The sequence below is a fragment of the Streptomyces sp. GLSS-08 genome, from assembly GCF_056387915.1.
Genome location: NZ_JBWJAQ010000003.1, coordinates 1 through 25,152, shown reverse-complemented (window position 1 = coordinate 25,152; position 25,152 = coordinate 1). Strand labels below are relative to the sequence as shown.

The following is a 25,152-nucleotide window of genomic DNA, read 5'->3' as shown; positions in this document are numbered from 1 at the left end:
CCGGTGCCGGGTCACCGGGCGACCTCGCGGACGCTCTCGTCGGCGCGGACCGCGTCGAAGGCGTCGCGCAGCACGGACCGCTCGCCCGGGTCGGGTCCCGCGCCGCGCACGTGCGCCACGAAGTCCTCGGCGATCTCCTGCTCGCTGCGGCCCGCGAGCCGCCGGGCGTACGACACCTCGGGGTCCTCGGGGGCCCGCTCCGGGTCGAAGGCCAGGCTGAGCGTGTGCGGGAAGCGTTCGGTCAGCCGGGCCATGGGGTCGGCGGGTCGCACCGGGTCGGTGAGCGTCGCCTCGACCCACGCGTCCTCGTGGCGGGCCAGCGCGGGGTCGGCCAGCAGGTCCTCCAGGTGCCCCCGGAGCCGGGCGAGCGCGCGCGGCACCGGGCAGTCGACGCGCTCCGTGGCGAGCGCGCCCCCGGGGCCCAGGTCGACCAGCCACATGCTCTTGCGGTGGCCGGCCTCGGAGAAGGAGTACGGCAGCGGGGAGCCCGAGTAGCGCACGCGCTCGGTGATCGTCTGGCTGCCGTGCAGGTGGCCGAGCGCCACGTAGTCCACGCCGTCGAAGACGCCGGCGGGCACGGCGGCGACCCCGCCGACGGTGATGTCCCGCTCGCTGTCGCTGGCCCGGCCGCCGGTGACGAAGGCGTGCGCGAGGACGACGGAACGGGTGCCAGGCGCGCGGGCGGCCAGGTCGGCGCGGACCCGGTCCATGGCGGCGGCGAGCACCGCCTCGTGTCCCGCCCTGTCGACGCCGAAGTGGTCCTTCACCAGGGCGGGCTCGAGGTAGGGCAGGCCGTAGAAGGCCACGTCGCCGTGCGCGTCGGTGAGGACGATGGGCGTCCCGCACGCCGCGGCGTCGGTCCGCAGATGGATGCCCGCGCGGCCGATGAGTCCCGCGCCGACCCCGAGACGGCGCGCCGAGTCGTGGTTCCCGGAGATCATCACCGTCGGCACGCCGAGGCCGGCGAGCCGGTGCAGGACGTCGTCGAAGAGCTCGACGGCGGCCAGCGGCGGCACCGCACGGTCGTACACGTCACCCGACACGACCACCGCGTCGACGCCGCGCTCGCGCACGGTCGTGACGAGGTGACCGACGAACTCGGCCTGGGCACCGAGCATGTTCACCCGGTGGAACGCCCGGCCGAGATGCCAGTCGGAAGTGTGCAGGAGCCTCATGATTCCCGAGACTAACGGGCGGGTCGGACAGCACGGACGGCTACTCCCGTATCGGCCCGTTATGCGTCCCCATATGCCTCTCCGCCCAGTTCGAACCGAGCTGTCCCTGCCGTGACGTCGGCCAGCCAGGACCGGAAGGCGTCCACGTCGGCGTCCGGCAGCCCGATCTCGATGGTGACCGCCTCGCCGTAGGTCACCTCGCGCACCGAGCGGCCGGTGGACCGCAGGTCGTTCTGCACCTTGCCCGCGCGCTGGTGGTCGACCGTCACGCTCGCCAGCCGGAACCGCCTGCGGGTGAGCGTGCCGACCGCGTCCAGCGCCTCGCCCACGGCACCGCCGTACGCCCTGATGAGTCCGCCCGCGCCCAGCTTGACCCCGCCGTAGTAGCGGGTGACGACCGCGACGACGTACCGCATGTCCCGGCGGAGCAGCATCTGGAGCATGGGGACGCCCGCGGTGCCGCCCGGTTCGCCGTCGTCGCTCGCCTTCTGCACGGCCGCGTCGGCTCCGACGACGTACGCGTAGCAGTTGTGGGTGGCGTCGGCATGATCCTTGCGGATGCGGGCGACGAAGTCCTGGGCCTCCTGCTCGGTGGCGGCGGGGGCGAGCGCACAGAGGAAGCGCGAGCGGTTGACCTCGGTCTCGTGCACGCCCGCGCGGGCCACTGTGCGGTACTCGTCCTGCATCCGGCCAGCGTATGCGCTGCCCGTACCTCCGGATCACCGCCGGGTCCCGGATCACGGCAGGGCCCGGGAGCCGCCCGGGTCAGTGTCCCTTCTCGTCCCCGGGCCCGCCTCGCGGCACGGTCAGGTCCGTGAGCAGTGCCGTGCCCGGGGCGAGGTCCCGCCAGCCGCCTCCGTGCCACGCGAGGACCGCGACGGCCGAGGTCGGGAACTTCTCCCGTACCTCGTCCACCGTGTCGTCGAGCCCGTCCCCGGCGAGGGTGAGCACCAGTTCCGCGAGCGCCGGGTTGTGCCCGATCAGCAGCAGCGTCCTGACCGGGTCGGGGACTTCACGCACGGCCGCCAGCAGGTCCGCCCAGCCGGCCCCGTACAGCCGTGGGTCGTGCCGTACGGAGGGCGGGGTGCCGCACTGCGCGGCGACCAGGTCCCAGGTCTGCCGGGCGCGTACGGTCGTGGAGCACAGCACGAGATCGGGGAGGCAGTTGGCCGCGGCGAGCGCTCGTCCGGCGGCCGGGGCGTCGCGGCGCCCCCGCGGGCCGAGCGGCCGCTCGTGGTCGGGCACGCCCTCGGGCCAGGCGGACTTGGCGTGCCGCAGCACGACGAGCCGGCGCAGCGGCCTCGTGCCGGTGCGCGCGTTCATCCCAAGGTTCCGATGTCCCGGGTGAGTTCGAGGCCGAGGAGCCGGTCCGCGTAGGCGTACGTCTCGAAGCGGGCGCCGTCCGGCAGGTCCTCCGCGCGCTCCACGCGGTGCAGTACCTCCAGCACGGCGGGCACGTCGAGGTCGTCCTCCCAGGCCGTCCGCAGCTGCCGCTTCACGTCCTCGGGGACGGGTCTGGACGGGCGGGTGGCCCACCTGGCGACCGCTCCGCGCCACCTGGTCAGCAGTTCCCCCGCGCGGGCCGCCGTGTCGTCGTCGAGGTCGACCTGCTCCCGGCGCGGGCGGGCGAGGAGGGCCAGGCGCAGCACCCCCGGCCCGGCGGTGCCGCGGGCCGGGGCGACCTCGACGTGGATGCCGTCCGTCGTGCCGCGCCGGCCGTCCGCGGGGGTGGCGTGCGTCTGGAGGACGTGGACGGTCTGGCCGCCCGGTGCGGTGGGTGCCTCGGCCGGCCGGATGCCGAGTTCGAGGGCGCGGGCGCGCAGTTCGGCGGGCGGATCCGCGACGGTGACGACGGGGGTCCCCCCGATCTCCAGGGCCCTGGCCAGCACATCGGCCACGAGCAGGACGCGCAGGGACGAGGTGTCGGCCCGCGTCGCATGCGCCTGGACGCGGGTCAGGCCCCGGGGGGCGGCGACGGCGTCCGTGGACTCGCCGGTTCGGGCATCGGTGATTCGCAGCACGGGGTGAGCGTAGGCGGGCGGCGGCGCGGGCGCAGGGAGGCGGGCGCCTTTCCGGACAGGCCGCGCGCGCCGGAGGCCACCGGGCGCGGGTCCCGGCGACGACGGCGTACGGGGAGGGCGGGAATGTTCGCGTGCCGTCGGCCGTTGCCCGGCTGAGCGTTGGACAACGGGACCCCGAGGAGACCGACCGTGCACGGCGATCCGGCAACGATCCGCAAGATACTCACGGAGCTCGGCGACACCTGGGCGATCGTGGGCCTGTCGTCGAACCGGCAGCGCGCGGCGTACGGCGTCGCGTCCGTGCTCCAGCGGTACGGCAAGCGCGTCGTCCCCGTCCACCCCAGGGCCGAGACGGTCCACGGCGAGAAGGGCTATCCGTCCCTGTCCGCGATCCCGTTCGAGGTCGACGTGGTGGACGTCTTCGTCAACAGCGACCTGGCCGGGCCCGTCGCCGACGAGGCGGTGGCGATCGGCGCCGACGCCGTGTGGTTCCAGCTCGGCGTCGTCGACGAAGCGGCGTACGGGCGCACCCGTGCCGCGGGGCGGGACATGGTCATGGACCGCTGCCCGGCGATCGAGATCGGCAACCTGGGCTGACGGTGCGGTCCGTGGCGGGCGGCGAGGCGGCGGGGCCGCCGCCCTCACAGCCCGATGGCGCCGTCGATCCGCTCGCGGAGCAGGTCGGCGTGGCCGTTGTGGCGGGCGTACTCCTCGATCATGTGGATGAGGACCCACCGCAGGGACACCGTGCCGCGCCAGGAGTCGTGACCCTCGACGTCGAGGTGGGGCGCGTCCGTCACGAAGGCCTCGGCGAAGGCCACTTCGGCGTGCCAGGCCTCCCAGGCGGCCGCGGCCACGGCGGAGCCCGGCACCGCACCGCCGAAGTCGCCGTCGGGGTCGGCCTCCGAGGAGAAGCGGGGCGGCGCGTCCTGTCCGGCCAGGACCGACCGGAACCAGCGCCGCTCGACGTCGGCGAGATGCCGCACGAGTCCGAGCAGCGAGAGCGTGGAGGGCGGCACGGACCGCCGGCACAACTCGTCGTCCAGTCCGGTGCACTTGAGCGCCAGCGTCGCGCGCTGCGCGGCGAGGAAGTCGACGAGCAGGCGCCGCTCGTCACCGGTAGCGGGACCGGCGTGGCGGGGGTCCCGGGCGGCGTCGACGAACATGTCGCCTCTTCTGGTGGGAATCGTCATGCGCCCATCATCGACGCCCGCCGCCGTGCCCCGGGCGGGCGGGTTCCCCGTGGCTCTGCGTCATCCCTGGGCCGTGCAGCGGTCCACGAGGTCGTACCAGCCCGCTTCCAGGCGGTCCAGGGACATACCCCGCTGGGTGACCAGGTGGTGGACGAGGGTCGGATCGAGGTAGGCAAGCAGGGTGTGGGCGGTCAGTTCGGTGTCGCCGCCCGTCAGGGTCTGACGCAGCAGCAGGGTGACGTGGGTAAGGCGGAGGCGGTACGCGGGAGAGGTGTGGCGGCGCCCGGCCTCCGCGTGCGCGGCCAGGTAGAGGTCGCGGTGGCGGTGTTCGTGGTGGATGACCGCGCCCCCGAAGGACCGCAGCCGCTCCACGGCGGGCGCGTCGGGACCCAGCGGCGGTGGGCCGGTGAGGAAGGCGGCCTGGAGCTGCTGCTCGCAGTGGTCCAGGAGCGCCATGAGCAGGCCGGTGCGGTCTCCGAACCTCCGGAAGACGGTTCCCTTGCCGACCCCGGCGGCCAGGGCGACCGCCTCCATCGTCAGATTGGCCGCTCCGCGTTCGGCCGCCAGCCGGGCGGCGACCTCCAGCAGCCGCGAGCGGTTGCGGGCGGCGTCGGCGCGCAGCTGGGGCGGCTCGTCGACCGGGGTGAGAGTGAGCTCCGACCGTCCGGCCTTGGCTTCGTGCGCGGCTGAGGGCGGCGGGGGCGAGGTCATGCGTCCCAGCGTAGCGCTCACGGAAAGAAGTGGACCCCGGTCCGGATAGGTGATAGAAAGTTGAACGGACCTCGGTCCGCTTAGCGGCGGGCGATGGAGCATCCGTGCCCTCCACTGCCGCACCCCGCCTTGAACCGCTCTCTGAGGAGTTCCGTCATGTCCGTACGCATCCTCGCGCTCGTCGGCAGCCTTCGCGCCGGTTCGCACAACCGCCAGCTCGCCGAGGCAGCCGTCAAGCACGCCCCCGAGGGCGTCGAGATCGAGCTGTTCGAAGGGCTCGCGGAGGTGCCCTTCTACAACGAGGACATCGACACCGAGGGCGGCGTGCCGGACTCCGCCGCCCGGCTGCGCGCCGCCGCCGGGCAGGCCGACGGCTTCCTGCTGTTCTCGCCGGAGTACAACGGCACCATGCCGGCCGTGCTGAAGAACGCGATCGACTGGCTGTCCCGCCCCTACGGTGCGGGTGCGCTGGGCGGCAAGCCGGTCGCCGTGGTCGGCACCGCGTACGGCCAGTTCGGCGGCGTGTGGGCACAGGACGAGGCCCGCAAGGCCGCGGGCATTGCCGGCGGCGCAGTCCTGGAGGACGCCAAGCTGTCCATCCCCGGCTCCGTGACCCGCTTCGCCGAGACGCACCCGGCGGACGACGCCGAGGTCGTCACCGGCCTGACCGAGGTCCTCCGCCAGCTGACCTCGCAGGCCGCCCCCACCGCCGCCTGACACCGGCGCCACGGCGGCAGCCGGCCCCGGATTTTTTCAGGGCACCCGGCACGCGGACACCGCCAGGGACAGGACGCGCCCCGTGAGGGGTACGCCACCCGAACCCCGCCGGACGCAGAGCACTTCAACCCGTGAGGGGTACGGCAACCGAGCCGTACCCCTCACGGGCGTCACGTCCAGCGGGGGCCGCACCGGCCGCCCCCCGGGCCGGCCACCGACGCACCGCGCGTCCGGCCGCCTCACCGGGCCGGCCATTCACGCACCGCGCGCCCGGTCGGCCCTCACCCGCGCGGGACATGCGGGGGACATCAGGCCCCGGCGGCACCCAGGGCGCGCCCCGCCCGGCGTCTCAGTGCACGGGCGGCACCGACACCGCCATGATCATCTCCAGTGGCTCGGCACCGGAATTGCCGTACGTGTGGGGGACGTTGGCCTCGAAGGACACGCTCGCCCCGGTGGGGACGCGATGCGGGACCCCGTCGAGCGTGAGCGTCAGTTCCCCGGCCGTGACGTGGATGAGTTCGACCGTGCCGCCGGGGTGCGGGTCGGAGTCGCTGCCCTCGCCCGGCATCAGCCGCCAGTCCCACATCTCCAGCGGGCCGGGCGCCTCCGTGCCCGCGAGCAGCCGGTTGTAGCTGCCGGTGTCGGTGTGCCACAGCCGGACCGCCTGCTCGGCCGGGACGATGCGGACCTTGGGACCCTGCTCGTAGTCGAGGAGCGTCGTGATGCTGACCCCGAGCGCGTCACCGATCTTGACGACCGTGCCGATGCTGGGGTTGGTCCTGGCCTGCTCGATCTGGATGAGCATGCCGCGACTGACTCCCGCCCGCGCCGCGAGCGTCTCCAGGGTGAAGCCCCGCTCGGTGCGCCAGCGCTTGACGTTGCGGGCCAGGGACTGGTTCAGCAGGTCGAGGTCCGACACATTCCGTCCAATATTCTGGATGACAGGGTCCATTGAGTTGAACTACGGTGTGGTGCACCGAATCGTTCACTGCACTGTACTGCGAGGCGCCCCATGACAGCACTCTTCGCGCTGGCCACCAGCGTCCTGTGGGGCCTGGCCGACTTCGGCGGCGGGCTGCTGACCCGGCGCATGCCGGCACTGACTGTGGTCGTCGCCTCTCAGGTGATCGCGGCGGTCGTCCTCGGGGCGCTCGTGGTCGCGACGGGCGGCCGGCACGAGGCGGGGCCGCAGCTGTGGTTCGCCGTGGCCGCGGGCCTGGTCGGACCGGTCGCGATGCTCGCCTTCTACAAGGCGCTGGCGCTCGGCCCGATGGGCGTCGTCTCCCCGCTCGGCTCCCTCGGCGTGGCCGTCCCGGTCGCCGTCGGCCTGGTGCTGGGCGAGCGCCCCGGTGTCCTGCAGTTCGCGGGCATCGCGGTGGCCGTCGCCGGGGTCGTGCTCGCCGGCGGCCCGCAGCTCAGGGGCGCCCCCGTGCAGCGTCAGGCGGTGCTGCTCACGCTGCTCGCCGCGTTCGGGTTCGGTGCGGTGATGTCGCTGATCGCCGAGGCCTCCTCGACGCTCACCGGCCTCTTCCTCGCCCTGTTCGTGCAGCGCGTCACCAATGTCGTGGCGGGCGGCGCCGCACTCCTGGTCTCCGTGCGGCGGGGCGCCGGGGCCCTGCCGGAGGGCGGCGGACGGACCGTCGTCCGGCACTCGCTGCCGGCCCTCGCCTTCGTCGGCCTCGCCGACGTCGCGGCCAACGGGACGTACTCGATCGCGGCCCAGCACGGTCCGGTCACCGTGGCCGCGGTGCTCGCCTCGCTCTACCCGGTGATCACGGCCCTGGCCGCCCGCGGCATCCTCAGCGAGCGGCTCCGCGGCATCCAGGCCGCCGGTGCGGGTCTGGCCCTGGTCGGCACGCTGCTGCTGGCCACCGGCTGAACACCCCGGGTCACGGACGGACCGACGGCCGCGCACCGGGCCTTTGAACCTTCGGGCCTTCAGGCCTCCGGGCCTTCAGGCCTCCGGGCCTCCGGGACGACCCCGACACACGTCACCCGCGTTCAGCACCGCTCGGGGTCCCGGTCAGGACTCCGCGCGCGCGTCCTCCGCCACCGCGCCCCCGGCGTCCAGGCAGTCCGGTTCCGTGAGGCGGGCGATCTCCTCCGCGTCGAGATCCGACAGCGCGCGCAGCTGCTGCGGGGTCACGCCGTCGGGGATCGGCACGGGCGCCGGAGTGCGCAGCGGCGGCTGCCAGCCGCTCCGCGCGTCCCAGCGGCGTACGACCTTCGCCGGGGCCCCGGCCACGACAGCGTGGTCGGGAACGGTCCCGCGCACCACCGCTCCCGCGGCGACCACGACATTGCGCCCGATCCGCGCCCCCGGCAGGATCACGGCACCCGTCCCGATCCAGCAGCCGGGCCCGATCGACACCGGGTCCATCCGCGGCCACTGCTTGCCGATGGGCTCGTGGGGATCGTCGTACGAGTGGTTCGTGGACGTCACGTACACGTACGGCCCGAAGTAGCAGTCGCTGCCGATCGTGACCGTCGTGTCGGCGATGACGTGGCTGCCGCGGCCGAGGACGACACCGTCCCCGATGCGCAGGATCGGGTCCGGGCCGAGGTCGAGGTCGGGCATCAGACCGGCGGTCAGCGTGACCTGCTCGGCAATGATGCAGTGCGAGCCGAGCCGGATCCAGGGCTCACCGAAGACGGTGCCGAGCGGGAAGGCCAGCCGGGTGCCGGTGCCCATCGCGCCGAACCGGAACCGCCCCGGGTGCGCGGCCGTGACCGCGCCGGTGCGCTGCACCCAGGCCCAGCCCGCGTGGACGGCGCGCTGCGCGAGGCCGCGCCGCCATGATGAGAACGTGTTCCTGCTCCTGGGCACCCGCTCACCGTACTCAGCGTGCCGAGCGGCCACCCGGCCGGGCACCTGTGATCTTCGCCCCACCCGCCCGCTCCTGCCCGGCGCCCGTCGCCTACGGTGCCGGTGACGAGAGCCATCGACGGACAAGGAGAGTGCCATGACGCACCGGGCGCTGATCGCGGCAGTGGGCGGCAAGGAGCCTCGGGTGGATCAGGAGGCGTTCACGGCCCCGACCTCCGTGGTGCTCGGCGAGGTGACCCTGCACCCGGGCGCGAGCGTCTGGTACGGCGCGGTACTGCGCGCCGACTGCGGGCCCGTCGTCATCGGCGCCGACAGCAACATCCAGGACAACTGCACCCTGCACGTCGACCCGGGCTTCCCGATCACCGTCGGCGAACGGGTCTCGGTAGGGCACAACGCCGTCATCCACGGTGCCACCGTCGAGGACGACTGCCTGATCGGGATGGGCGCGACGGTGCTCAACGGGGCGGTCATCGGCGCGGGATCGCTGGTGGCGGCGCAGGCACTGGTGCCGCAGGGCATGCGCGTGCCGCCGGGCTCCCTCGTCGCGGGCGTGCCCGCCAAGGTCAGGCGGGAGCTGACCGCCGAGGAACGTGAGGGCATCTCGCTGAACGGCACGCTGTACGTCGAGCTGGCCAAGGCGCACCGCGCCGCGCACGAGGGGCGGTGACGAGCGGCGCGGTCAGTCGGTGGCGGGGGCCGGGACGGGCTCCGGCTCGACCGCGCCGGTCCCGGCCCCCGGGGTCCCCGCCGCCTCGGCGTGGGCCGCCGACTGCTTCGTCTTGCGCCGGACGATCAGCAGCGAGACGGCCCCGATGAGCAGCGCCACCACGAGACCGAGCCAGGAGAAGCGCTTGAGCCAGGACTCGGCGACCACACCGACGTAGTAGATGACCGCGGTCGTGCCGCCCGCCCAGAGGATCCCGCCGAAGACGTTGGCGATGAGGAACTTCCAGTAGGGCATCCGCAGCACTCCGGCGAGCGGACCCGCGAAGATGCGGAGCAGGGCGACGAAGCGGCCGAAGAAGACCGCCCACATGCCCCACTTCTCGAAGGACCGCTCGGCGGTGGCGATGTGCCGTTCGTCGAAGTGCCTGGGGAACTTCGCGCCGAGCCAGGCAAGCAGTGGGCGTCCGCCCTTGCGGCCGATGGCGTAGCCGATCGAGTCGCCGACGACGGCGCCCACGCTCGCGCAGACCCCGAGGATCACCGGGTTGATGCCGGCGTGCTGGGAGGAGAGCAGCGCCGCGGAGACCAGGATGATCTCGCCGGGCAGCGGGATGCCCAGGCTCTCCAGTCCGATGACCAGGCCCACCAGCGCGTAGATGCTGACCGCGGGCACCGTCTCGAGCCATTCCTGGACGTGCAACGCCGGTTCCTCCCGTATCGCTGTGCAAGGCGCGGGTGCGCACCTGTGTGTGTGATCACCCGGCGTGCGCTCTCCCCCTGGACGCACGCCGGGCAGCCTACCCGCTCAGCCTCCGGAGGCGGAGTCCCACGGGTCGCGACGGTGCTCCCGTGGACGGAGGGTCTGCGCTCCCGCGGACGGAGGGTGGACCGGCCCGCTTCGGGCCGGCATCCCGTCGAGCCGCGGTGGGGATCGTCGCCCTTGCGGACCTGGCGATGGAGCGCGACCCGTCGTCCGCGCTCGGGGACATCAGCGTGGCCGAGCCGAACACGTGACGGGCCGTGCGCGGGCGACGCGCCGGTTCGGGTGGCCGGTCGCCGACGGGCCGGTCCGGGCGGCCGACAGCATCCGCCCGGACCGGCCCGATGGACGTCAGCCGTTCGGGCGGAGCGTCCATACGACGGTCATCTCGCCGGTGACGGCACCGTCCGCCCGCTGGATGGCGATGGCCACGGGAAACTCCGGACGCTGCCCGGCGTCGAGTTCCGCGACGACGTCCGCGGCGGGGCGGCCCAGCGTCGCGGTGGCCTTCACGGGGCCCATCGCGAGCTTCTTGTACGCGATGTCGGCGCTGACGGCGAGCGGCACGGCACGCGAGAGCTGTTCCCCGAACGCGGCCAGGACGATGGCCCCGCTTGCGGACTCGCCGAGCGTGAACATCGCTCCGGCGTGCGGGCCGCCGACGTGGTTGTGGAATTCGCTCTGATCGGGCAGGGCGACCACTGCCTTCTCCGGCGTGGTCTCCAGGAACTCGAGGTTCAGGGTCCTGGCCATCGGCACGGTGGCGGCGAGCATCTCGCCGATCGACATCTGGTCTGCGCTCATACCAGGATGTTACCCACGGGTAGCTAATTTTGACCAGGACCCCGGGATGATCCCCGCCGGCCGGCGCCCGATCCGGTACAGGTCTGACGAGGGCCGGTGACCCAAACGTGTCATGGACGGCACTAGGGTTACTGCCCATGTGGCCAGGACAGCAGCCGCCCGGGGGCGAGCAGAACCCGCAGGACCAGAACCCGAACCCGTACCAGCAGTCGGGGTACCAGCAGCCGAATCCGTATCAGCAGCCCGGACCTCAGCAGCCGGGGTACCCGCAGCCCAACCCGTACCAGCAGCAGCCGGGGTCGGGACAGTGGGGCGCGGCCACTCCGGCGGGCGCTCCCCAACCGCCGGGCGGCGGCGGGAAGAGCACGAAGATCGTCGCGATCGTGGCGGCCACCGCCGTGGTCGTCACCGCCGCCGTCACCGGCATTTTGGTCCTCGGCGGTGACAAGGACGACGAGGCCGACGGCAAGACCGCCGAGCCGTCCGCCACCGCCTCCAAGAAGCCGAGCGAGTCCGCGTCCGCCGACAACCCGCGGGGCACCGACGACGAGAAGCCGACGGTCCCCGGCTGGAAGGTCGTCATCAACCCCAAGTGGGGCACGGCCTTCGACGTACCGGCGGAGTGGGCGGTCCGCACGCCGGGCACCTTCATCGGCTTCGAGGACGCGCAGAAGGACGACGGTTCCGCGGTCGTCGGCATGTCGGCACCCGCCTTCCTCAAGGAGAACTGGTGCACGTTCGACGAGGACAAGGACGGCACCAAGGACGAGACCGAGCTCGCCGCGGCCGGCACCAAGGGCCAGAGCGGCGCGAAGAGCACGGCCGGCGCCGCCCGCAGTGACTCGGCGACCTGGGCCTGGGCCGGGTACACGGACCAGACCAAGGCCGACGAGAAGAAGATCGTGATCGGCAAGGCCAAGGACTTCACCTCGAAGTCGGGCCTCAAGGGCAGCATCGCGACGAGCTACACGCGCGGGGTCAAGAAGGACGACAAGTGCGACACCGAGGGCAAGGCGACCACGTTCGCCTTCAAGAACTCGGCGGGCGACTTCGCGTCCTTCACCTTCTACGGGGTCAAGGGCGTCCGTGACGAGGTGCCGGACGAGCTGGTGCAGAAGATCGCCGGCACAGTGCGGCTGCACGGCGATCCCGAGTCCTGAGCCCGGGTTCCTCGACGCGGGCGGTGACGGCCGGGGCGCCCCCGGTCCTGGCGGCCCGCGTGTTCAGCCGATGCCGAAGGAGCCGCCCGGCGGTTCCGGCGAGGGGACCGCGTTCTCGTCGTGCACGGGTTCGGCGTCCTTGGTGAACTCCCGGAGCGCGGCGCCGTGTTCCACGCGCGCGGGGAAGGCGTCCGCGGCGGTACGGCGGGCGAGGGCGCCGGTGTCGAGGGGACGGTGGGACGCCACCAGCACCGCGTTGCCGAACCGGCGTCCGCGCAGGACGCCCGGTTCGGCGATGAGCGCCAGCTCCGCGAACACCGTCGCGAAGGTGGCCAGTTGCGACCGGAGGAAGGCGAAGGGCGCAGCGTCGGCGAGGTTGGCCAGGTAGACGCCGTCGGGACGCAGTACCCGGCCGGCGGCGCGTGCGTACGCCACGGAGGTCAGATGCGCCGGCACCCGCGAGCCGCCGAAGACGTCCGCGATGACGACGTCCGCCGACGCCGGCGCCGCGGCCTCGAGCCAGGCACGGGCGTCCGCGCCGTGCAGGTCGATCCCGGCGGCCTCGGACAGCGGCAGGTGCTCGACGACGAGGGCAAGCAGCGCGCGGTCGGCCTCCACGACGTCCTGACGTGATCCGGGACGGGTCGCGGCGACATAACGGGGCAGGGTGAGCGCGCCCCCGCCCAGGTGCAGCACGTCCAGCGCCCGGCCCGGTTCCGCCACCGTGTCCAGCACGTGCCCGAGCCGCCGTGCGTACTCGAACTCCAGATGCGTCGGGGCGTCAAGGTCGACGTACGACTGCGGCGCCCCGTCGACGGTCAGCAGCCAGGCCCGCTCCCGGTCGACGTCCGGCATCAGCTTGGCGGTCCCGTGATCCACGTCCCGCGTCACGGGTATCGGCTCGTCCACGGCTCCATTGTGCCGTCGGTACGAACCGGGGCGGGTCCCGTACCGGGCCGGTCCGTCTCAGGCGAGCCACACCTCGGCGACCTCCGCCGCGTGGGTGCGCGCCTGGTCCCGCCCGGCGCGCGCCGCACCCGCCCGCGCGGTGGGGTCCAGGGGGTTGCGGCCGAAGGACCGCTTCGCCGCCCGGTCGGGCGTGACCACCGCCACCCGGGCACCGGCCGCGGCCAGCCTGCGTCCCTGCTCGGCGGCCGGCACCAGAGGACCACCGCCGAGGGCGACGGGAGCGAGGACGACCACGCGCTCGTACCCGGCGGCCAGGTGGGCGTTGGCGGCGGAGTGGATACCGCCGTCCGTCCACCGGCGGCCGTCGAGGGTGACCGGCGCCCAGACGCCCGGGACGGCGCAGCTCGCTGCCATCGCGTCGACGAGCGGGACACCGCTGTCCTTGCCGAAGACCCGGAGTTCGCCGGTGGCCGTGTCGACGGCGGGCATCAGCAGGGCGCGCTCGGGCCAGTCGGGTGAGACGAGCCGGCTCTCGAAGGCCGCGCGGCGCGCCGCCTCGGAGGGGGTCTTCGCGGTGAGTGCCGTCCTGCCGATCTTCCGGCCGTACGCCTCCGGCGTACGTGAGGTCAGCGCGGCCCAGACGAACCGGAGGATCAGCACCGCGCCCAATCGCCCGGCCCTCTCACCGGTGGGCGGGACGAGTTGACGCTCGTAGAGCTCTTTCAGCGTCAGCCTGCCGGAAGTGAGCTGGGCACCGACGGACGAACCGGCGGACGTGCCGATCACCACATCGGCGTCGCCGAGGTCGACACCGGCCTCGCCGAGCCCGTACAGGATTCCCGTCAGCCAGCCGACCCCGGCGTGGCCTCCGCCACCGAGCACAAGTGCCTTGCCTGCCACGGCTTTCCACCCTCTCGCTGCCGACACCCGACGGCATCAGTGTCCCGCAGGGCGCCGCCGCACGCCGGTGCGTGCCCGAGCGGGTGCCCGCCCCCTTCCGGGGCGGGCACCCGCCGCGCGGGCCCGGTGCTCAGCCGACCGACGTCACGGTCCCCGCGCCGACCGTCCGGCCGCCCTCGCGGATCGCGAAGCCGAGACCGGGCTCCAGCGGGACCTCCCGGCCGAGCTCCACCGTCATCGTGACGGTGTCACCGGGCCGCGCCACCGCCGCCTCGCCGAGGTCGACGTCGCCGACGACGTCCGCCGTGCGGATGTAGAACTGCGGCCGGTAACCGGTGGAGACCGGGGTCGTACGGCCGCCCTCGCGCGCCGACAGGACGTACACCTGCGCCACGAAACTGCGCCGGGGTACGACACTGCCGGGCGCGGCGACGACGTGTCCGCGGCGCACGGCGTCGCGAGGCACCCCGCGCAGCAGCAGCGCCACGTTGTCCCCGGCCTGCGCCTCGTCCATCGGCCTGCCGAAGGTCTCCAACCCGGTGACCACCGTGTCCACGGCCGCGCCGAGCACCTCGACCCGGTCGCCGACCCGGATCGTGCCGCGCTCCACCGCACCCGTCACGACCGTGCCGCGTCCGGTGATGGTGAGCACGTTCTCGACGGGCAGCAGGAACGGCGCGTCCAGATACCGCTCCGGCATGGGCACGTACGTGTCCACGGCGTCGAGCAGCGCGTCGATCGCCGCGGTCCAACGCGGGTCGCCCTCCAGGGCCTTGAGCCCGGAGACCCGCACGACGGGTACGGCGTCGCCCCCGTAGCCGTGCGCGGAGAGCAGTTCGCGGACCTCCAGCTCGACGAGGTCGGTGAGCTCCTCGTCCCCGGCGTCGGCCTTGTTCAGAGCGACGACGATGTGGTCGACGCCCACCTGCCTGGCGAGCAGCACGTGTTCGGCGGTCTGCGGCATGATCCCGTCGAGCGCGGACACGACGAGGATCGCCCCGTCGAGCTGGGCCGCGCCGGTGACCATGTTCTTGACGTAGTCGGCGTGGCCCGGCATGTCCACGTGCGCGTAGTGCCGGGTGTCGGTCTCGTACTCGACGTGCGCGATGTTGATGGTGATGCCGCGCGCGGCCTCCTCCGGCGCCCGGTCGATCCGCTCGAACGGGACGAACGTGCCGGAGCCGCGCTCGGCGAGGACCTTGGTGATGGCGGCGGTCAGGGTGGTCTTGCCGTGGTCGACGTGCCCCATGGTGCCGATGTTCAGGTGCGGTTTGGTGCGCACGTAAGCCGTCTTGGGCATGGCTGTACCTCGAAGCCTCTTCGTGTCAGCGGAACTGAGCGATGGCCCCGGCGCGTACGGGCCGGGACGGGGACCCCGAGGACTTGCCGACCCTCCCCCTGCGGGGTCCGCCGGACGATCCGGGAAGGGTCAGCTTCGGGCGCCGTCGACAGCGGCCACGATGATCGGGACGGCAGCCTTCGGGGCATCCGCTGCCGCGGATGCTGCGAGGAGGAAGGCGTACCGGAACATGAGGCGATCCTCGCCGACATGTCCGCCCGCGTCGAATGGTTTTCGGTGCCGCGGACGCGTGGTGCCGACGGGGCGTCAGAGCGGAGGCCTCGCGCCGGACGGGGCGCTGCGCGGGGTAACCGTCCGGCCGGCCGCGGTGAACCGGAGGCACCGCGGCGGACCCGGAAGAAAAGCGGACCCGAAACGAAAAAGGAAAGGAGGGGTAGCCGCTCCTTTCCACTCTCAACGTATAGCGCACCGGGGGCCTTGCGGCAAGGCCCCCGGGATGCCGCAAAATGACCGGCCGAGGTCGGGATCTGCGGAAACGAGAGTCACTGAATGCGTGTGTCGTCGCCGACGTACGGATCGCGCGCGGACGTCTCGACACGGCCGGGGGCCGGGACGGACCGGGCGCGTCCGCGTGAGCGGCGCGGGCCGCCGGGGTGAGCCGGCCGTCCCCGGTCGGGACACCTCCGGGGACCTCGTGGCACGAGCCCCAGGCGCACGCGGACGAGGTCACCGGGGACCGTCGACGCGGGACCCGGTGCGCCACGACCCGCACCCTTCGCGACCTCGACCCGCGACGGTCGCGACCTCGACCCGCGACGTCGGGCCTCGCCCACCGCGGAGCGTGGCCCGACGTGGCCGCCCCGTTCGTCCCGCCGCCCGACCCCCGTGCCACGCACGACGGTCGCGAGCCACTCCAGATCGGAGCCGATGACGTGAATCCGCTGACCACCGCCGTGTTCGACCTTCCCGACCACCTTTCCCACAAGGCCGACCCGCACCTGATCGCCGGAGACGAGCGGCACTTCGCGGCCCTCGCGGAGAGCCTCGAACAGACCATCACCGAACTGTCCGAGCGTCTCGACGCCGAACGCAGGGCCCCCGGCGGCACCGGCCGGCAGGCGATGGACCGGGACGCGGAGATCCACCGCCTGACCGCCCGCCTGCGGACCCTGCGCCGCTCCGGCCTCGATCTCTGCCTCGGACACATGGTCGGCGCGGACGACCGCGAGCCCGTGTACATCGGACGGCTCGGCCTCACGGACAGCTCGGGCCGCCGGTTGCTGCTCGACTGGCGCTCCCCCGCGGCCGAGCCGTTCTTCGGCGCCACCCACGCCGGCCCGATGGGACTGGCGAGCCGTCGCAGGTACCGCTGGACCCATGGCCGGATCGGCGACTACTGGGACGAGGTGTTCACGTCGGACGGCTTCGACGGGCACGCCGCGCTCGACGACCAGTCCGCGTTCATCGCCAGCCTGGGCGGCAACAGGTCCGCCCGGATGCGTGACGTGCTCGGCACCATCCAGGCGGACCAGGACGCCGTCATCCGCGCGGGATCCCGCGGCGCCCTCGTCGTCGACGGCGGTCCGGGCACGGGCAAGACCGTCGTCGCCCTGCACCGCTCGGCCTATCTCCTGTACTCGGACCCGCGTCTCGGTCACCGTCGGGGCGGTGTGCTGTTCGTCGGCCCGCACCGCCCCTACCTCGCCTACGTCTCCGACGTCCTGCCGAGCCTCGGAGAGGAGGGCGTGCAGACGTGCGTCCTGCGGGACCTCGTCGCCGAGGGCGACGCGGCGAAGGCCGAGGCCGACCCGGAGGTGGCGCTCCTGAAGTCGTCCGCGGACATGGTGCGGGCGATCGAGACGGCCGTCAGGTTCTACGAGGAGCCGCCCGCGAAGGGGATGACGGTCACGACCCACTGGTCCGACGTCCGGCTCGGCCCGGACGACTGGGCCGTGGCGTTCGAGGCGGCGGAACCCGGTTCGGCGCACAACGAGGCACGCGACCAGGTCTGGGAGGAACTGCTCACGGTCCTGGTGGACAAGCACGACGACGCCGGCGTGCCGGCGGGTGTGATCCGCTCGTCGCTGCGACAGGACCGGGAGTTGCGCACCGCCTTCGACCGGGCGTGGCCGCTGCTCGACGCGGCCGACCTCGTGGGAGACCTGTGGACGGTGCCCGCCTACCTGCGGATGTGCGCTCCCTGGCTCAGCCGTGACGACGTCCGGAAGCTACGGCGTGCGGACGCCCAGGCCTGGACGGTGTCCGACCTGCCGCTCCTGGACGCGGCACGGCAGCGCCTCGGCGACCCGGAGGCGGCCCGACGAAAGCGCCGGCACGAGACCGTCCTGGCCGCCCAGCGCGAGCGCATGGCACAGGTCGTCGACAACCTGATCGACGCCGCCGCCGACTCCGGCGCCGACGGAGACGACGGCGAGGGCCTGGTGAAGATGCTGCGCGGCGAGGACGCCCGGGTCAGCCTGGTCGACGAGTCCGAGCTGCCCACCGCCGACCCGGACCTGCTCGCCGGCCCGTTCGCGCACATCGTGGTGGACGAGGCGCAGGAACTGACCGACGCGGAATGGCAGATGCTGCTGCTCAGGTGTCCGTCCCGGAGCTTCACGATCGTCGGGGACCGCGCCCAGGCCCGGCACGGGTTCATGGAGTCGTGGCAGGAACGGCTGGAGCGGATCGGGCTCGACCGGATCCGCCTGGCCTCCCTGAGCATCAACTACCGGACGCCGGAGGAGGTGATGGCGCAGGCCGAACCGGTGATCCGGGCCGCGCTTCCGGACGCCAACGTGCCGGCCTCCATCCGCAGCAGCGGCGTCCCCGTGGTCCACGGGTGCGTCTCCGACCTGGACCCGGTCCTGGAGACCTGGCTCGCCGCGCACGCCGAGGGAACCGCGTGCGTCATCGGTGATCCCGCGTTCCCTGCGAGGCCCCGCGTCCGGTCCCTGACTCCTGAGCTGTCGAAGGGGCTCGAGTTCGACCTCGTCGTCCTCATCGACCCGCAGGACTTCGGCACGGGCATCGAGGGTGCCGTCGACCGCTATGTCGCGATGACCCGGGCGACCCGGCAACTCGTCGTCCTCACGAGTTCCTGACCCGGGCCGGTCGCACACCGCCCCGTCCGGGCGGGCCGGCCCGCCCGGACCGCCGTCACCGGCACCGCATCTGACGGTGCGCCGGTCCGGCGTGGCGGGTGCGTACGGCCCCTGTCCGGCGTACCGCCCGGCGCACCCGATGCCGGGGAATCCGTGACGCCCGTGAGACGAACCATACGGCGATCACACACACGGGTCGGTTAGTGTCACCGGATGCTCGATGCCACCACCCGTTCTGGGGGCACCGCCACGGCCACTCCCCCGGCCACCGCCAAGGAGCTCGTCTCCGCCACGGATGTCGTCGGCGCCGGACAGCTCGCCGTCGCCGCGCACCTCGGGCCCGCCGACCCGTTCGGCCCCACCGCGCCAGGAGGAGTCGCCGCCCGCTGCACGAGAGTCCTGCGCTCCCCGTGGTCGCGGCTGTCGCTGCTGCTGACGCTGCTCGCGGCAGCCGCGGCGGGCGTGCTGCTCTTCCAGCCGCAGCGGCTGCTCGCGGACGGCTGGCCGCCACAACTCGGCGGTGCCGCGGCGGCGCTGGTGTTCGCGGTGGCGTACGGCCTGTGCACGGTCGCGTTCGTGCCGCGGCCGCTGCTCAACCTCGCGGCGGGGGCCCTGTTCGGCTCCCAGCTGGGGGTGGGGGCCGCCCTGGGCGGCACCGTGCTCGGCGCGGGCCTCGCCTTCGGCCTCGGCCGGTTCCTGGGGCAGGACGCCCTGCGCCCGTTGCTGCGGGGCCGCTGGCTGAAGGCGGCGGACGGCCAGCTCAGCCGGCACGGCTTCCGCTCGATGATGGTGGCCCGGCTGTTTCCCGGGGTGCCGTTCTGGGCCGCCAACTACTGTGCGGCGGTGTCCCGGATGGGCTGGCTGCCGTTCCTGCTGGCGACGGCGCTGGGTTCCGTCCCCAACACGGCGGCCTACGTCGTCGCCGGGGCCCGCGCCTCGTCACCGACGTCGCCCGCCTTTCTGATCGCCATGGGCTTCATCGCGTTGCCGGCGCTGGTCGGCACCGTGGTGGCCTGGCGCAAGCGCCACCACTTGCGCGCCGCCCACTGACCTGCGAGCACCAACACCTGCGCGCCGCCCACTGACCGTTGAGCGACGCCACCGACCCACCCCGGCCGGCCCGCAGAGCCGGTCCAATCCTTGGCGCGCCCGCTGCAGAGCCAGTCCAATCCTTGGCGGGCCCGCAGAGCCAGTCCACTCCCTGGCGGATCACTGAGCCCGCCCAACCACCTGTCGAGAGGTGGGGACCACCTGGCGAGAGGCGACGCGGCCCCGCCACCTGGCGGAACTGAGCCCGCCCAGCCGGTGATTCACCGGTGAGCCGGTCCCACGGCCCGCCTGCCGGGCCGGTGAGTCGCGCAGAGGCGGCTCACCGGCCCGGCAGGGGTCACACGGCCTCCAGCACCATCGCGTTGGCGAGCCCGCCCGCCTCGCACATCGTCTGCAGCGCGTAACGGGCGCCCCGCGCCCGCATCGCGTGGACGAGAGTGGTCGTCAGCCGGGTGCCGCTCGCGCCCAGCGGATGACCGATGGCGATGGCACCCCCGTGCACGTTGACCCTGTTCAGGTCGGCGCCCGTCTCCTGCTGCCAGGCGAGGACGACGCTCGAGAACGCCTCGTTGACCTCGAAGAGGTCGATGTCGTGGAGGGCGAGCCCGGCCCTGCGGAGCACCTTCTCGGTGGCCGGGACGACACCGGTCAGCATCAGCAGCGGGTCGGAGCCGGTCACCGCGAAGCTGTGCAGCCGCGCGATCGGGCGCAGGCCGAGCCGGGCCGCCGTCTCGCTCGACGTGATCAGCACGGCCGACGCGCCGTCGTTGACCGGGCTCGCGTTGCCCGCGGTGACGTTCCACTCGATCTGCGGGAAGCGCTCGCCGAAGCCGGGGTCGTAGTACGCGGGCTTGAGGCCGGCGAGCGTCTCGGGGGTGCTGGCGGGCCGTACGCACTCGTCGCGCCCCACCCCGTCCAGTGGTGCGACCTCCGCGTCGAACAGGCCCTCCTCCCAGGCCGCTGCCGCCTTCCGGTGCGAGCTGACCGCGAACGCGTCCATCTGCTCGCGGGAGATCCCCCACTTCGCGGCGATCAGCTCGGCACTGATGCCCTGCGGCACGAGACCCTCCGGATAGCGTTCGGCGACGCCGGGCCCGAAGGGGTCCTTGCCCGCCGGCACGTTCGACCACATCGGTACGCGGCTCATGGACTCGACGCCGCAGGCGACGACCAGGTCGTAGGCGCCGGACTGCACGCCCTGCGCCGCGAAGTGCACGGCCTGCTGCGAGGAGCCGCACTGACGGTCCACGGTGGTCGCGGGCACCGTCTCGGGGAAGCCGGCCGACAGCACGGCGTACCGAGTGGTGTTCATGGCCTGCTCGCCGACCTGGTCGACGGTGCCGCCGATGACGTCGTCGATCAGCGCGGGGTCGACTCCGGAGCGCTCGACCAGGGTGCGCAGCGTGTGCGCGAGGAGTTCCACGGGGTGGACATGGGCGAGGGAGCCGTTCGGCTTGCCCTTGCCCACGGGGGTACGTACGGCTTCGACGATCACGGCGTCGCGCATGGTGTGCCTCTCCACTGAGGAACCGGCGGGCGGACGGGCGGGACCACACACCCGGAACGGGTGAGTTGGAATTCCAAACCCGCTAAGTGACCCAAGAGTAGCTCAGTGGGTTGGAACATCCAACCCACCCCGTAGACTGGCCGCATGAAGGACTCCCGCCCATGCTCGATCGCCGCCACGCTCGCCCTCGTCGGCGAGAAGTACTCCCTGCTGGTGCTGCGCGAGGTGTCCCTGGGCGCCACCCGCTTCGACCAGCTGGTCCGCAACACCGGCGCCCCGCGCGACGTCCTGACCACCCGCCTGAAGCGACTCGTCGAGGCGGGCGTGCTGGAGAAGGTCGAGTACAGCGAGCGCCCCAGGCGCTACGAGTACCGGCCCACCGCCGCGGGCCGGGAACTGGAGCCGGTGCTGCTCACGCTGATGGCGTGGGGCGATCGCCACCTCCAGCAGGACGGCTTCCGCCCCATGGTGCTGGAGCACTCCTGCGGTCACGCACTGGTCCCACGCGTCGTCTGCCACGCATGCGGTGACGAGGTCCGGCACGACGACCTGACGGCCCACCCGCAGGACCCGGGCTGGACGGTGACGGGGCCCGTGGCGGCGTAGACCTCAAGGGCGGGACCGCGCCGCACGCACCGTCGCCGGCGGCACCGGACCAGTCGTGGACGGACAGCTGCGAGACGACGCTCCCCGCCCGGGAGCCCCGGGAGCCCCGGGAGCGCCGGGAGCGCCGGGAGCGCCGGGAGGCACTCACCACGGGTGCTCCACGAGGTACGCGACGACCTCCCGAGGTACACGACGACCTCCGCCCGCACCCAGGCACCGTCGGCGACGACGAGCCGGTAGCGGCGGGTGAGGGTGTCCCCCGGGGCCGGCTCCAGCTCGTGGTGGAAGGCCAGGGACGGGGCGACGGCGGCGAACGGGTCGTTGCGCACGAACCGGTGGGCGGGATGGCCGCCCCTCTCCCCAAGGTGATCGTTCATGGTCGCGCGACCCGGGGCGACCAGGAGAGCAAGCGCTTTCCCCCTTGCCGCAACGTAGCCGCGGCGCGGCGGCGGGGTCAACACCTCCGCCACCGGTGAGCCGCCACCGCGGACGTCGGCATTTCGAACGTCTCTGCGACGCCCCTGTGGTCGGACCGTCGGTGCGGGGCGCTACGCTGCCCTCGACACCCGTGATCACCGCGCCCCGACGGCCGGTGCGCACGGCAGCCGTCCCATCACCCCTTCCACGATCAGCACTTGGACCACGAAATTCCATGTCTTGGTTTGAATCCCTCGTCCTCGGACTCGTCCAGGGGCTGACCGAATTCCTCCCCATCTCGTCCAGCGCGCACCTGCGGCTCACCGCGGCGTTCGCGGGCTGGCACGACCCGGGAGCGGCCTTCACGGCGATCACCCAGATCGGCACGGAAGCGGCGGTGCTGATCTACTTCCGCAAGGACATCGCGCGGATCATCTCGGCGTGGTTCCGCTCGCTCACGGACAAGGCGATGCGGCACGACCAGGACGCCAAGATGGGCTGGCTGGTGATCGTCGGTTCGATCCCGATCGGCGTGCTGGGCGTGACGTTCAAGGACCAGATCGAGGGGCCGTTCCGCGACCTCCGGCTGACCGCGACGATGCTGATCGTCATGGGCATCGTCCTCGGCGTCGCCGACCGGCTGGCGGCGCGTGACGAGACGGGCGGCAAGCACCGCGCCGCGAAGCAGCGCAAGTCGCTCCAGGAGCTGAGCGTCAAGGACGGGCTCGTCTACGGTGTCTGCCAGGCGATGGCCCTGGTCCCGGGCGTCAGCCGGTCCGGCGCCACCATCAGCGGCGGCCTGCTCATGGGCTACACACGCGAGGCAGCGGCCCGTTACTCCTTCCTGCTCGCCGTCCCGGCCGTGCTCGCCTCCGGCGCGTTCGAGCTGAAGGACGCCAGCGAGGGCGGTCACGTCTCCTGGGGCCCGACGATCTTCGCCACGGTCATCGCCTTCGTGGTGGGCTACGCCGTGATCGCCTGGTTCATGAAGTTCATCACCACCAAGAGCTTCATGCCGTTCGTCTGGTACCGGATCGTGCTGGGCATCGTGATTATTGTGCTGGTCAGTATGGGTGCGCTGAGTCCTCATGCGGCTGAATCCGGCGGCTGAACCAGGGCCGCACAGGTAGCGCTGTCTAGCATTTCCTAGCGCCTGATTGCAGCACTACGCCATGATCATCTCCCACTTGTCTCCCACTCATCTCCCACCGGGGAGGCGGGATACACCCCACTAGGACGTGTGCGTCCGCAACGTAGGGGATGACACTGAAGGGCCCGCACATCCGTGCGGGCCCTTCAGTGCAGAGGGTGCGGGTCAGCTGACGATCATGTCCGGCCTAGCCGCGACCCTCTCAACGAGCAATGCAGCCGTTCGTCCACCGTGTCCCAGGCATCGCCGGTGAGGGCGTCCAGCGCGGCGGCCGTGAGGGTGAGCCGGTGAAAGGCGTGCCTCAGTGCCGTCACTACACGTTGCCGTACGGGCCGTTCAAGGCGTTCATGCAGACCGCCCCTCGGGCCGGTCACCGTCGCGGCCTCCAGCTCCAATAGTGAGCCGCGAGCAGTGCCTCGCGGGCTGCACAACGCCGCATCCAGGACCCCGCGGGCGGCGCCGGCATGGATGACCATCATGCTGACGTTGTGGGTGACGCCGCGCCGACGAACGCCATGCACGGATGGCCGAGTTGGAGGGACGGAGGGCGGAGGAACTGCGCCGCGCCGCCGAGCAGGAGCGGGCCCGGATCGCCCGCGAACAGCCGCCAGATGCGCATCCCGGACGCCACCGCGGCCAAGGGAACCAGGATGAGGAACTGCACGTACTCGGTCGGGACGTCGGGCAGTTCCGGATTTCGGGCCAGGAGACTGATCACGAGCAGGACCGCCGGGACGCTCGCCAGGGTCGGCACCGGGTACGGGCTGTGCACGACGGCGCTGTAGGAGCCCGCTGGATCGGCGAACACGCGGACGTTTTTCTTCTCGTCGGCGACCGCGAAGCTCTGTCGGGCGCAAGCATGGGATCCGCCCGTAGCGCCCTGCAGCTACTCGCCGCCCGTGTGGCCGACGAGCGACAATCACGTCCCGTTGCGTTGGTGTGGACCAAATCAGATGTCTCTATCGCTCCCGCAATGGAGGAGTCCGTCCGCCAATCGGTATTCGGCCCGATGCCCGAGGCTGAGGAATTCTCGGTCAGTGTCACCCCGGGCGTTGCCGGCGAACGACAGGCAGATGACGTTCTGACTCCATTCCTCGACTGGGCACTCACCTCACGACGGCGGCACGCCGCCCTACCGTCAGTCCCGTCAGGCAGCGGCGACCCGCTCTTCATGTAAGGGGTGAACCCGGCATGAGTGGTTCCGCGATTCCATCCTTCTGCTCGGCGAGAGTGGTGTAGGTAAAACGCATTATGGGGCGCAACGCAACTGCTCAGGCGGCTCATGAAGAAGGACTGCCGACTGCGTATGAACGGCCAGGCTACAAACCTTGAGCCGTTCGAAGCGGCACTAGAAAGCCTCAGTGAAGGAAAAGCAACCGATCACACGGCCACCTCCATCTACGTGGACAGCGTGTGGCCCGTATCGCAGGAAGACGGCACATCCGGACAACTCATCTGGCCCGAGTACGGCGGCGAGCAGATCAAATCCATGATCGAACTCGCCGCGCGTCGGATGCCTGGTGCACGCGTGTCCAGCAGGCGGACCGCTGGATGCTGATGATCCGCCTCCAACAGACGCAGTTGGGCGACGACGTGCTCTCACGACCCCTTTCCGACTTGCGTAAAGCAGCCCCCGAGAATCCGGCTCACCAGATCTCGGACCAAGCGCGCCTCATTGAGCTTCTGCAAATGCTCGTTTACGTCAGGGGCATGTCGTCCCCAGGAGTTCGACCGGGAAGCCCACAGCTGGCCGTACTCCTCACTTGCTGGGATGAACTCGGATTCGAAGGCACTCCGTCCGAGGCCCTCCAGGTACGTCTGCCGATGTTCTGGACGTTTCTCAGTGCTACGTGGCCCGCACCCACTGTCATGGGGCTGTCAGCCCTGGGCCGCCCCCTCACCCCGCACACATCTGACAGCGACTACTCCAGCCGGGGCCCGGAGCAGTTCGGGTTCGTCGTGACGCCAGCGGGTGAGTGCTCACCCGACCTCACCTGGCCAATCCACCTCCTCCTTGACAAACAGAGCCAACAAGAGGCGGACTAACGAGCTCGTGCACGACAAGCGGTGAGACGTCGAGAACCTCGGTGGGACCCGTGCTCACGTCTGCCTTGTCGAGTGCAGGTCTGCGGTCTGCTGGTGAGAGAGCAGGCCGGCGATGGCCTGGAC

General features: G+C 72.3%; 25 protein-coding genes and 2 pseudogenes. 11 read left to right on the top strand and 16 right to left on the bottom strand.

Features of this window, described 5'->3' with window-relative positions; all coding sequences use genetic code 11:
* Positions 1 to 11: 11 nt before the first annotated feature.
* The 4 genes from AC0ZLC_RS05670 to AC0ZLC_RS05655 all read right to left on the bottom strand — a co-directional run bounded on the left by AC0ZLC_RS05670 (position 12) and on the right by AC0ZLC_RS05655 (position 3,196).
* Positions 12 to 1,175, bottom strand: coding sequence for an exonuclease SbcCD subunit D (locus tag AC0ZLC_RS05670; protein WP_476750775.1), 1,164 nt, complete (start codon positions 1,173 to 1,175; stop codon positions 12 to 14).
* 59 nt (positions 1,176 to 1,234) lie between these two features.
* Positions 1,235 to 1,861 (bottom strand): YigZ family protein, encoded by a 627-nt coding sequence (locus AC0ZLC_RS05665; protein ID WP_476750774.1) that lies wholly within the window; start codon positions 1,859 to 1,861, stop codon positions 1,235 to 1,237.
* A 79-nt stretch (positions 1,862 to 1,940) separates the two neighbouring features.
* Positions 1,941 to 2,498 carry a SixA phosphatase family protein gene (locus tag AC0ZLC_RS05660; protein ID WP_476750773.1) on the bottom strand — a complete coding sequence of 186 codons (558 nt, stop codon included), beginning with the start codon at positions 2,496 to 2,498 and terminating at the stop codon, positions 1,941 to 1,943.
* Positions 2,495 to 3,196 carry a hypothetical protein gene (locus AC0ZLC_RS05655; protein WP_476750772.1) on the bottom strand — a complete coding sequence of 234 codons (702 nt, stop codon included), beginning with the start codon at positions 3,194 to 3,196 and terminating at the stop codon, positions 2,495 to 2,497. The genes AC0ZLC_RS05660 and AC0ZLC_RS05655 overlap by 4 nt, the downstream gene beginning before the upstream one ends.
* A 189-nt stretch (positions 3,197 to 3,385) precedes the next feature.
* Between AC0ZLC_RS05655 and AC0ZLC_RS05650 the strand changes: the two genes are divergently transcribed.
* Positions 3,386 to 3,793 carry a CoA-binding protein gene (locus AC0ZLC_RS05650; RefSeq protein WP_476750771.1) on the top strand — a complete coding sequence of 136 codons (408 nt, stop codon included), beginning with the start codon at positions 3,386 to 3,388 and terminating at the stop codon, positions 3,791 to 3,793.
* Positions 3,794 to 3,837: 44 nt separating this feature from the next.
* Here the strand turns inward: AC0ZLC_RS05650 and AC0ZLC_RS05645 are convergent, their stop codons facing one another.
* The gene (locus tag AC0ZLC_RS05645; RefSeq protein WP_476750770.1) at positions 3,838 to 4,389 is read right to left on the bottom strand and encodes a DinB family protein; all 552 of its coding nucleotides are present in this window, start codon (positions 4,387 to 4,389) and stop codon (positions 3,838 to 3,840) included.
* 60 nt (positions 4,390 to 4,449) lie between these two features.
* A complete protein-coding gene (locus AC0ZLC_RS05640) occupies positions 4,450 to 5,100 on the bottom strand; it encodes a TetR/AcrR family transcriptional regulator (protein ID WP_476750769.1) in 651 nt (216 codons plus the stop codon).
* A gap of 156 nt (positions 5,101 to 5,256) precedes the next feature.
* Between AC0ZLC_RS05640 and AC0ZLC_RS05635 the strand changes: the two genes are divergently transcribed.
* The gene (locus AC0ZLC_RS05635; protein ID WP_476750768.1) at positions 5,257 to 5,817 is read left to right on the top strand and encodes an NAD(P)H-dependent oxidoreductase; all 561 of its coding nucleotides are present in this window, start codon (positions 5,257 to 5,259) and stop codon (positions 5,815 to 5,817) included.
* Between the two features lie 349 nt (positions 5,818 to 6,166).
* Here the strand turns inward: AC0ZLC_RS05635 and AC0ZLC_RS05630 are convergent, their stop codons facing one another.
* Positions 6,167 to 6,739: a helix-turn-helix domain-containing protein gene (locus tag AC0ZLC_RS05630; RefSeq protein ID WP_476750767.1), complete on the bottom strand. Its 573-nt coding sequence runs from the start codon at positions 6,737 to 6,739 to the stop codon at positions 6,167 to 6,169.
* Positions 6,740 to 6,832: 93 nt separating this feature from the next.
* Between AC0ZLC_RS05630 and AC0ZLC_RS05625 the strand changes: the two genes are divergently transcribed.
* Entirely contained in the window at positions 6,833 to 7,699 is an 867-nt protein-coding gene (locus tag AC0ZLC_RS05625) for an EamA family transporter (RefSeq protein ID WP_476750766.1), read from the top strand.
* A 144-nt stretch (positions 7,700 to 7,843) separates the two neighbouring features.
* Here AC0ZLC_RS05625 and AC0ZLC_RS05620 read toward each other — a convergent pair whose 3' ends face one another.
* Positions 7,844 to 8,647 carry an acyltransferase gene (locus tag AC0ZLC_RS05620; protein ID WP_476750765.1) on the bottom strand — a complete coding sequence of 268 codons (804 nt, stop codon included), beginning with the start codon at positions 8,645 to 8,647 and terminating at the stop codon, positions 7,844 to 7,846.
* Positions 8,648 to 8,783: 136 nt separating this feature from the next.
* Here AC0ZLC_RS05620 and AC0ZLC_RS05615 point away from each other — a divergent pair, with 136 nt between their 5' ends.
* Positions 8,784 to 9,317 carry a gamma carbonic anhydrase family protein gene (locus AC0ZLC_RS05615; protein ID WP_476750764.1) on the top strand — a complete coding sequence of 178 codons (534 nt, stop codon included), beginning with the start codon at positions 8,784 to 8,786 and terminating at the stop codon, positions 9,315 to 9,317.
* Between the two features lie 12 nt (positions 9,318 to 9,329).
* Here the strand turns inward: AC0ZLC_RS05615 and AC0ZLC_RS05610 are convergent, their stop codons facing one another.
* Both AC0ZLC_RS05610 and AC0ZLC_RS05605 read right to left on the bottom strand, forming a co-directional pair.
* The gene (locus tag AC0ZLC_RS05610) at positions 9,330 to 10,016 is read right to left on the bottom strand and encodes a DedA family protein (protein WP_476750763.1); all 687 of its coding nucleotides are present in this window, start codon (positions 10,014 to 10,016) and stop codon (positions 9,330 to 9,332) included.
* A gap of 411 nt (positions 10,017 to 10,427) precedes the next feature.
* On the bottom strand, positions 10,428 to 10,865 hold the full coding sequence (locus tag AC0ZLC_RS05605) for a DUF4442 domain-containing protein (protein WP_476751183.1): 438 nt from the start codon (positions 10,863 to 10,865) through the stop codon (positions 10,428 to 10,430).
* Positions 10,866 to 11,017: 152 nt separating this feature from the next.
* On the opposite strand from AC0ZLC_RS05605, the gene AC0ZLC_RS05600 reads away from it, so the two are divergent.
* The gene (locus tag AC0ZLC_RS05600; RefSeq protein WP_476750762.1) at positions 11,018 to 12,040 is read left to right on the top strand and encodes a DUF8017 domain-containing protein; all 1,023 of its coding nucleotides are present in this window, start codon (positions 11,018 to 11,020) and stop codon (positions 12,038 to 12,040) included.
* Between the two features lie 63 nt (positions 12,041 to 12,103).
* Here AC0ZLC_RS05600 and AC0ZLC_RS05595 read toward each other — a convergent pair whose 3' ends face one another.
* The 3 genes from AC0ZLC_RS05595 to tuf form a co-directional block, all read right to left on the bottom strand.
* Positions 12,104 to 12,949 (bottom strand): spermidine synthase, encoded by an 846-nt coding sequence (locus AC0ZLC_RS05595; RefSeq protein WP_476750761.1) that lies wholly within the window; start codon positions 12,947 to 12,949, stop codon positions 12,104 to 12,106.
* Positions 12,950 to 13,006: 57 nt separating this feature from the next.
* Entirely contained in the window at positions 13,007 to 13,849 is an 843-nt protein-coding gene (locus tag AC0ZLC_RS05590; protein ID WP_476750760.1) for a patatin-like phospholipase family protein, read from the bottom strand.
* Between the two features lie 130 nt (positions 13,850 to 13,979).
* A complete protein-coding gene (gene tuf, locus AC0ZLC_RS05585) occupies positions 13,980 to 15,149 on the bottom strand; it encodes an elongation factor Tu (protein WP_476750759.1) in 1,170 nt (389 codons plus the stop codon).
* A 932-nt stretch (positions 15,150 to 16,081) separates the two neighbouring features.
* Between tuf and helR the strand changes: the two genes are divergently transcribed.
* The gene (gene helR / locus AC0ZLC_RS05580; protein ID WP_476750758.1) at positions 16,082 to 18,253 is read left to right on the top strand and encodes an RNA polymerase recycling motor ATPase HelR; all 2,172 of its coding nucleotides are present in this window, start codon (positions 16,082 to 16,084) and stop codon (positions 18,251 to 18,253) included.
* A gap of 213 nt (positions 18,254 to 18,466) precedes the next feature.
* Positions 18,467 to 19,303, top strand: a complete 837-nt coding sequence (locus AC0ZLC_RS05575) for a TVP38/TMEM64 family protein (RefSeq protein WP_476750757.1) — start codon at positions 18,467 to 18,469, stop codon at positions 19,301 to 19,303.
* Between the two features lie 337 nt (positions 19,304 to 19,640).
* On the opposite strand, the gene AC0ZLC_RS05570 is transcribed toward AC0ZLC_RS05575, so the two are convergent.
* On the bottom strand, positions 19,641 to 20,810 hold the full coding sequence (locus tag AC0ZLC_RS05570) for a thiolase family protein (RefSeq protein WP_476750756.1): 1,170 nt from the start codon (positions 20,808 to 20,810) through the stop codon (positions 19,641 to 19,643).
* Between the two features lie 144 nt (positions 20,811 to 20,954).
* Between AC0ZLC_RS05570 and AC0ZLC_RS05565 the strand changes: the two genes are divergently transcribed.
* Positions 20,955 to 21,416, top strand: coding sequence for a winged helix-turn-helix transcriptional regulator (locus tag AC0ZLC_RS05565; RefSeq protein ID WP_476750755.1), 462 nt, complete (start codon positions 20,955 to 20,957; stop codon positions 21,414 to 21,416).
* A 182-nt stretch (positions 21,417 to 21,598) separates the two neighbouring features.
* Here the strand turns inward: AC0ZLC_RS05565 and AC0ZLC_RS05560 are convergent.
* A pseudogene (locus tag AC0ZLC_RS05560) lies at positions 21,599 to 21,811 on the bottom strand (DUF6807 family protein); the annotation flags it as partial.
* Between the two features lie 257 nt (positions 21,812 to 22,068).
* On the opposite strand from AC0ZLC_RS05560, the gene AC0ZLC_RS05555 reads away from it, so the two are divergent.
* Positions 22,069 to 22,944, top strand: coding sequence for an undecaprenyl-diphosphate phosphatase (locus AC0ZLC_RS05555; RefSeq protein ID WP_476750754.1), 876 nt, complete (start codon positions 22,069 to 22,071; stop codon positions 22,942 to 22,944).
* A gap of 514 nt (positions 22,945 to 23,458) precedes the next feature.
* On the opposite strand, the gene AC0ZLC_RS05550 is transcribed toward AC0ZLC_RS05555, so the two are convergent.
* Entirely contained in the window at positions 23,459 to 23,791 is a 333-nt protein-coding gene (locus tag AC0ZLC_RS05550) for a hypothetical protein (protein WP_476751212.1), read from the bottom strand.
* Between AC0ZLC_RS05550 and AC0ZLC_RS05545 the strand changes: the two genes are divergently transcribed.
* Both AC0ZLC_RS05545 and AC0ZLC_RS05540 read left to right on the top strand, forming a co-directional pair.
* Positions 23,750 to 24,160, top strand: coding sequence for a TRAFAC clade GTPase domain-containing protein (locus tag AC0ZLC_RS05545; protein WP_476750753.1), 411 nt, complete (start codon positions 23,750 to 23,752; stop codon positions 24,158 to 24,160). The two genes, AC0ZLC_RS05550 and AC0ZLC_RS05545, sit on opposite strands and share 42 nt — an antisense overlap.
* Before the next feature lie 105 nt (positions 24,161 to 24,265).
* A pseudogene (locus AC0ZLC_RS05540) lies at positions 24,266 to 25,029 on the top strand (TRAFAC clade GTPase domain-containing protein).
* Positions 25,030 to 25,152 lie beyond the last annotated feature (123 nt).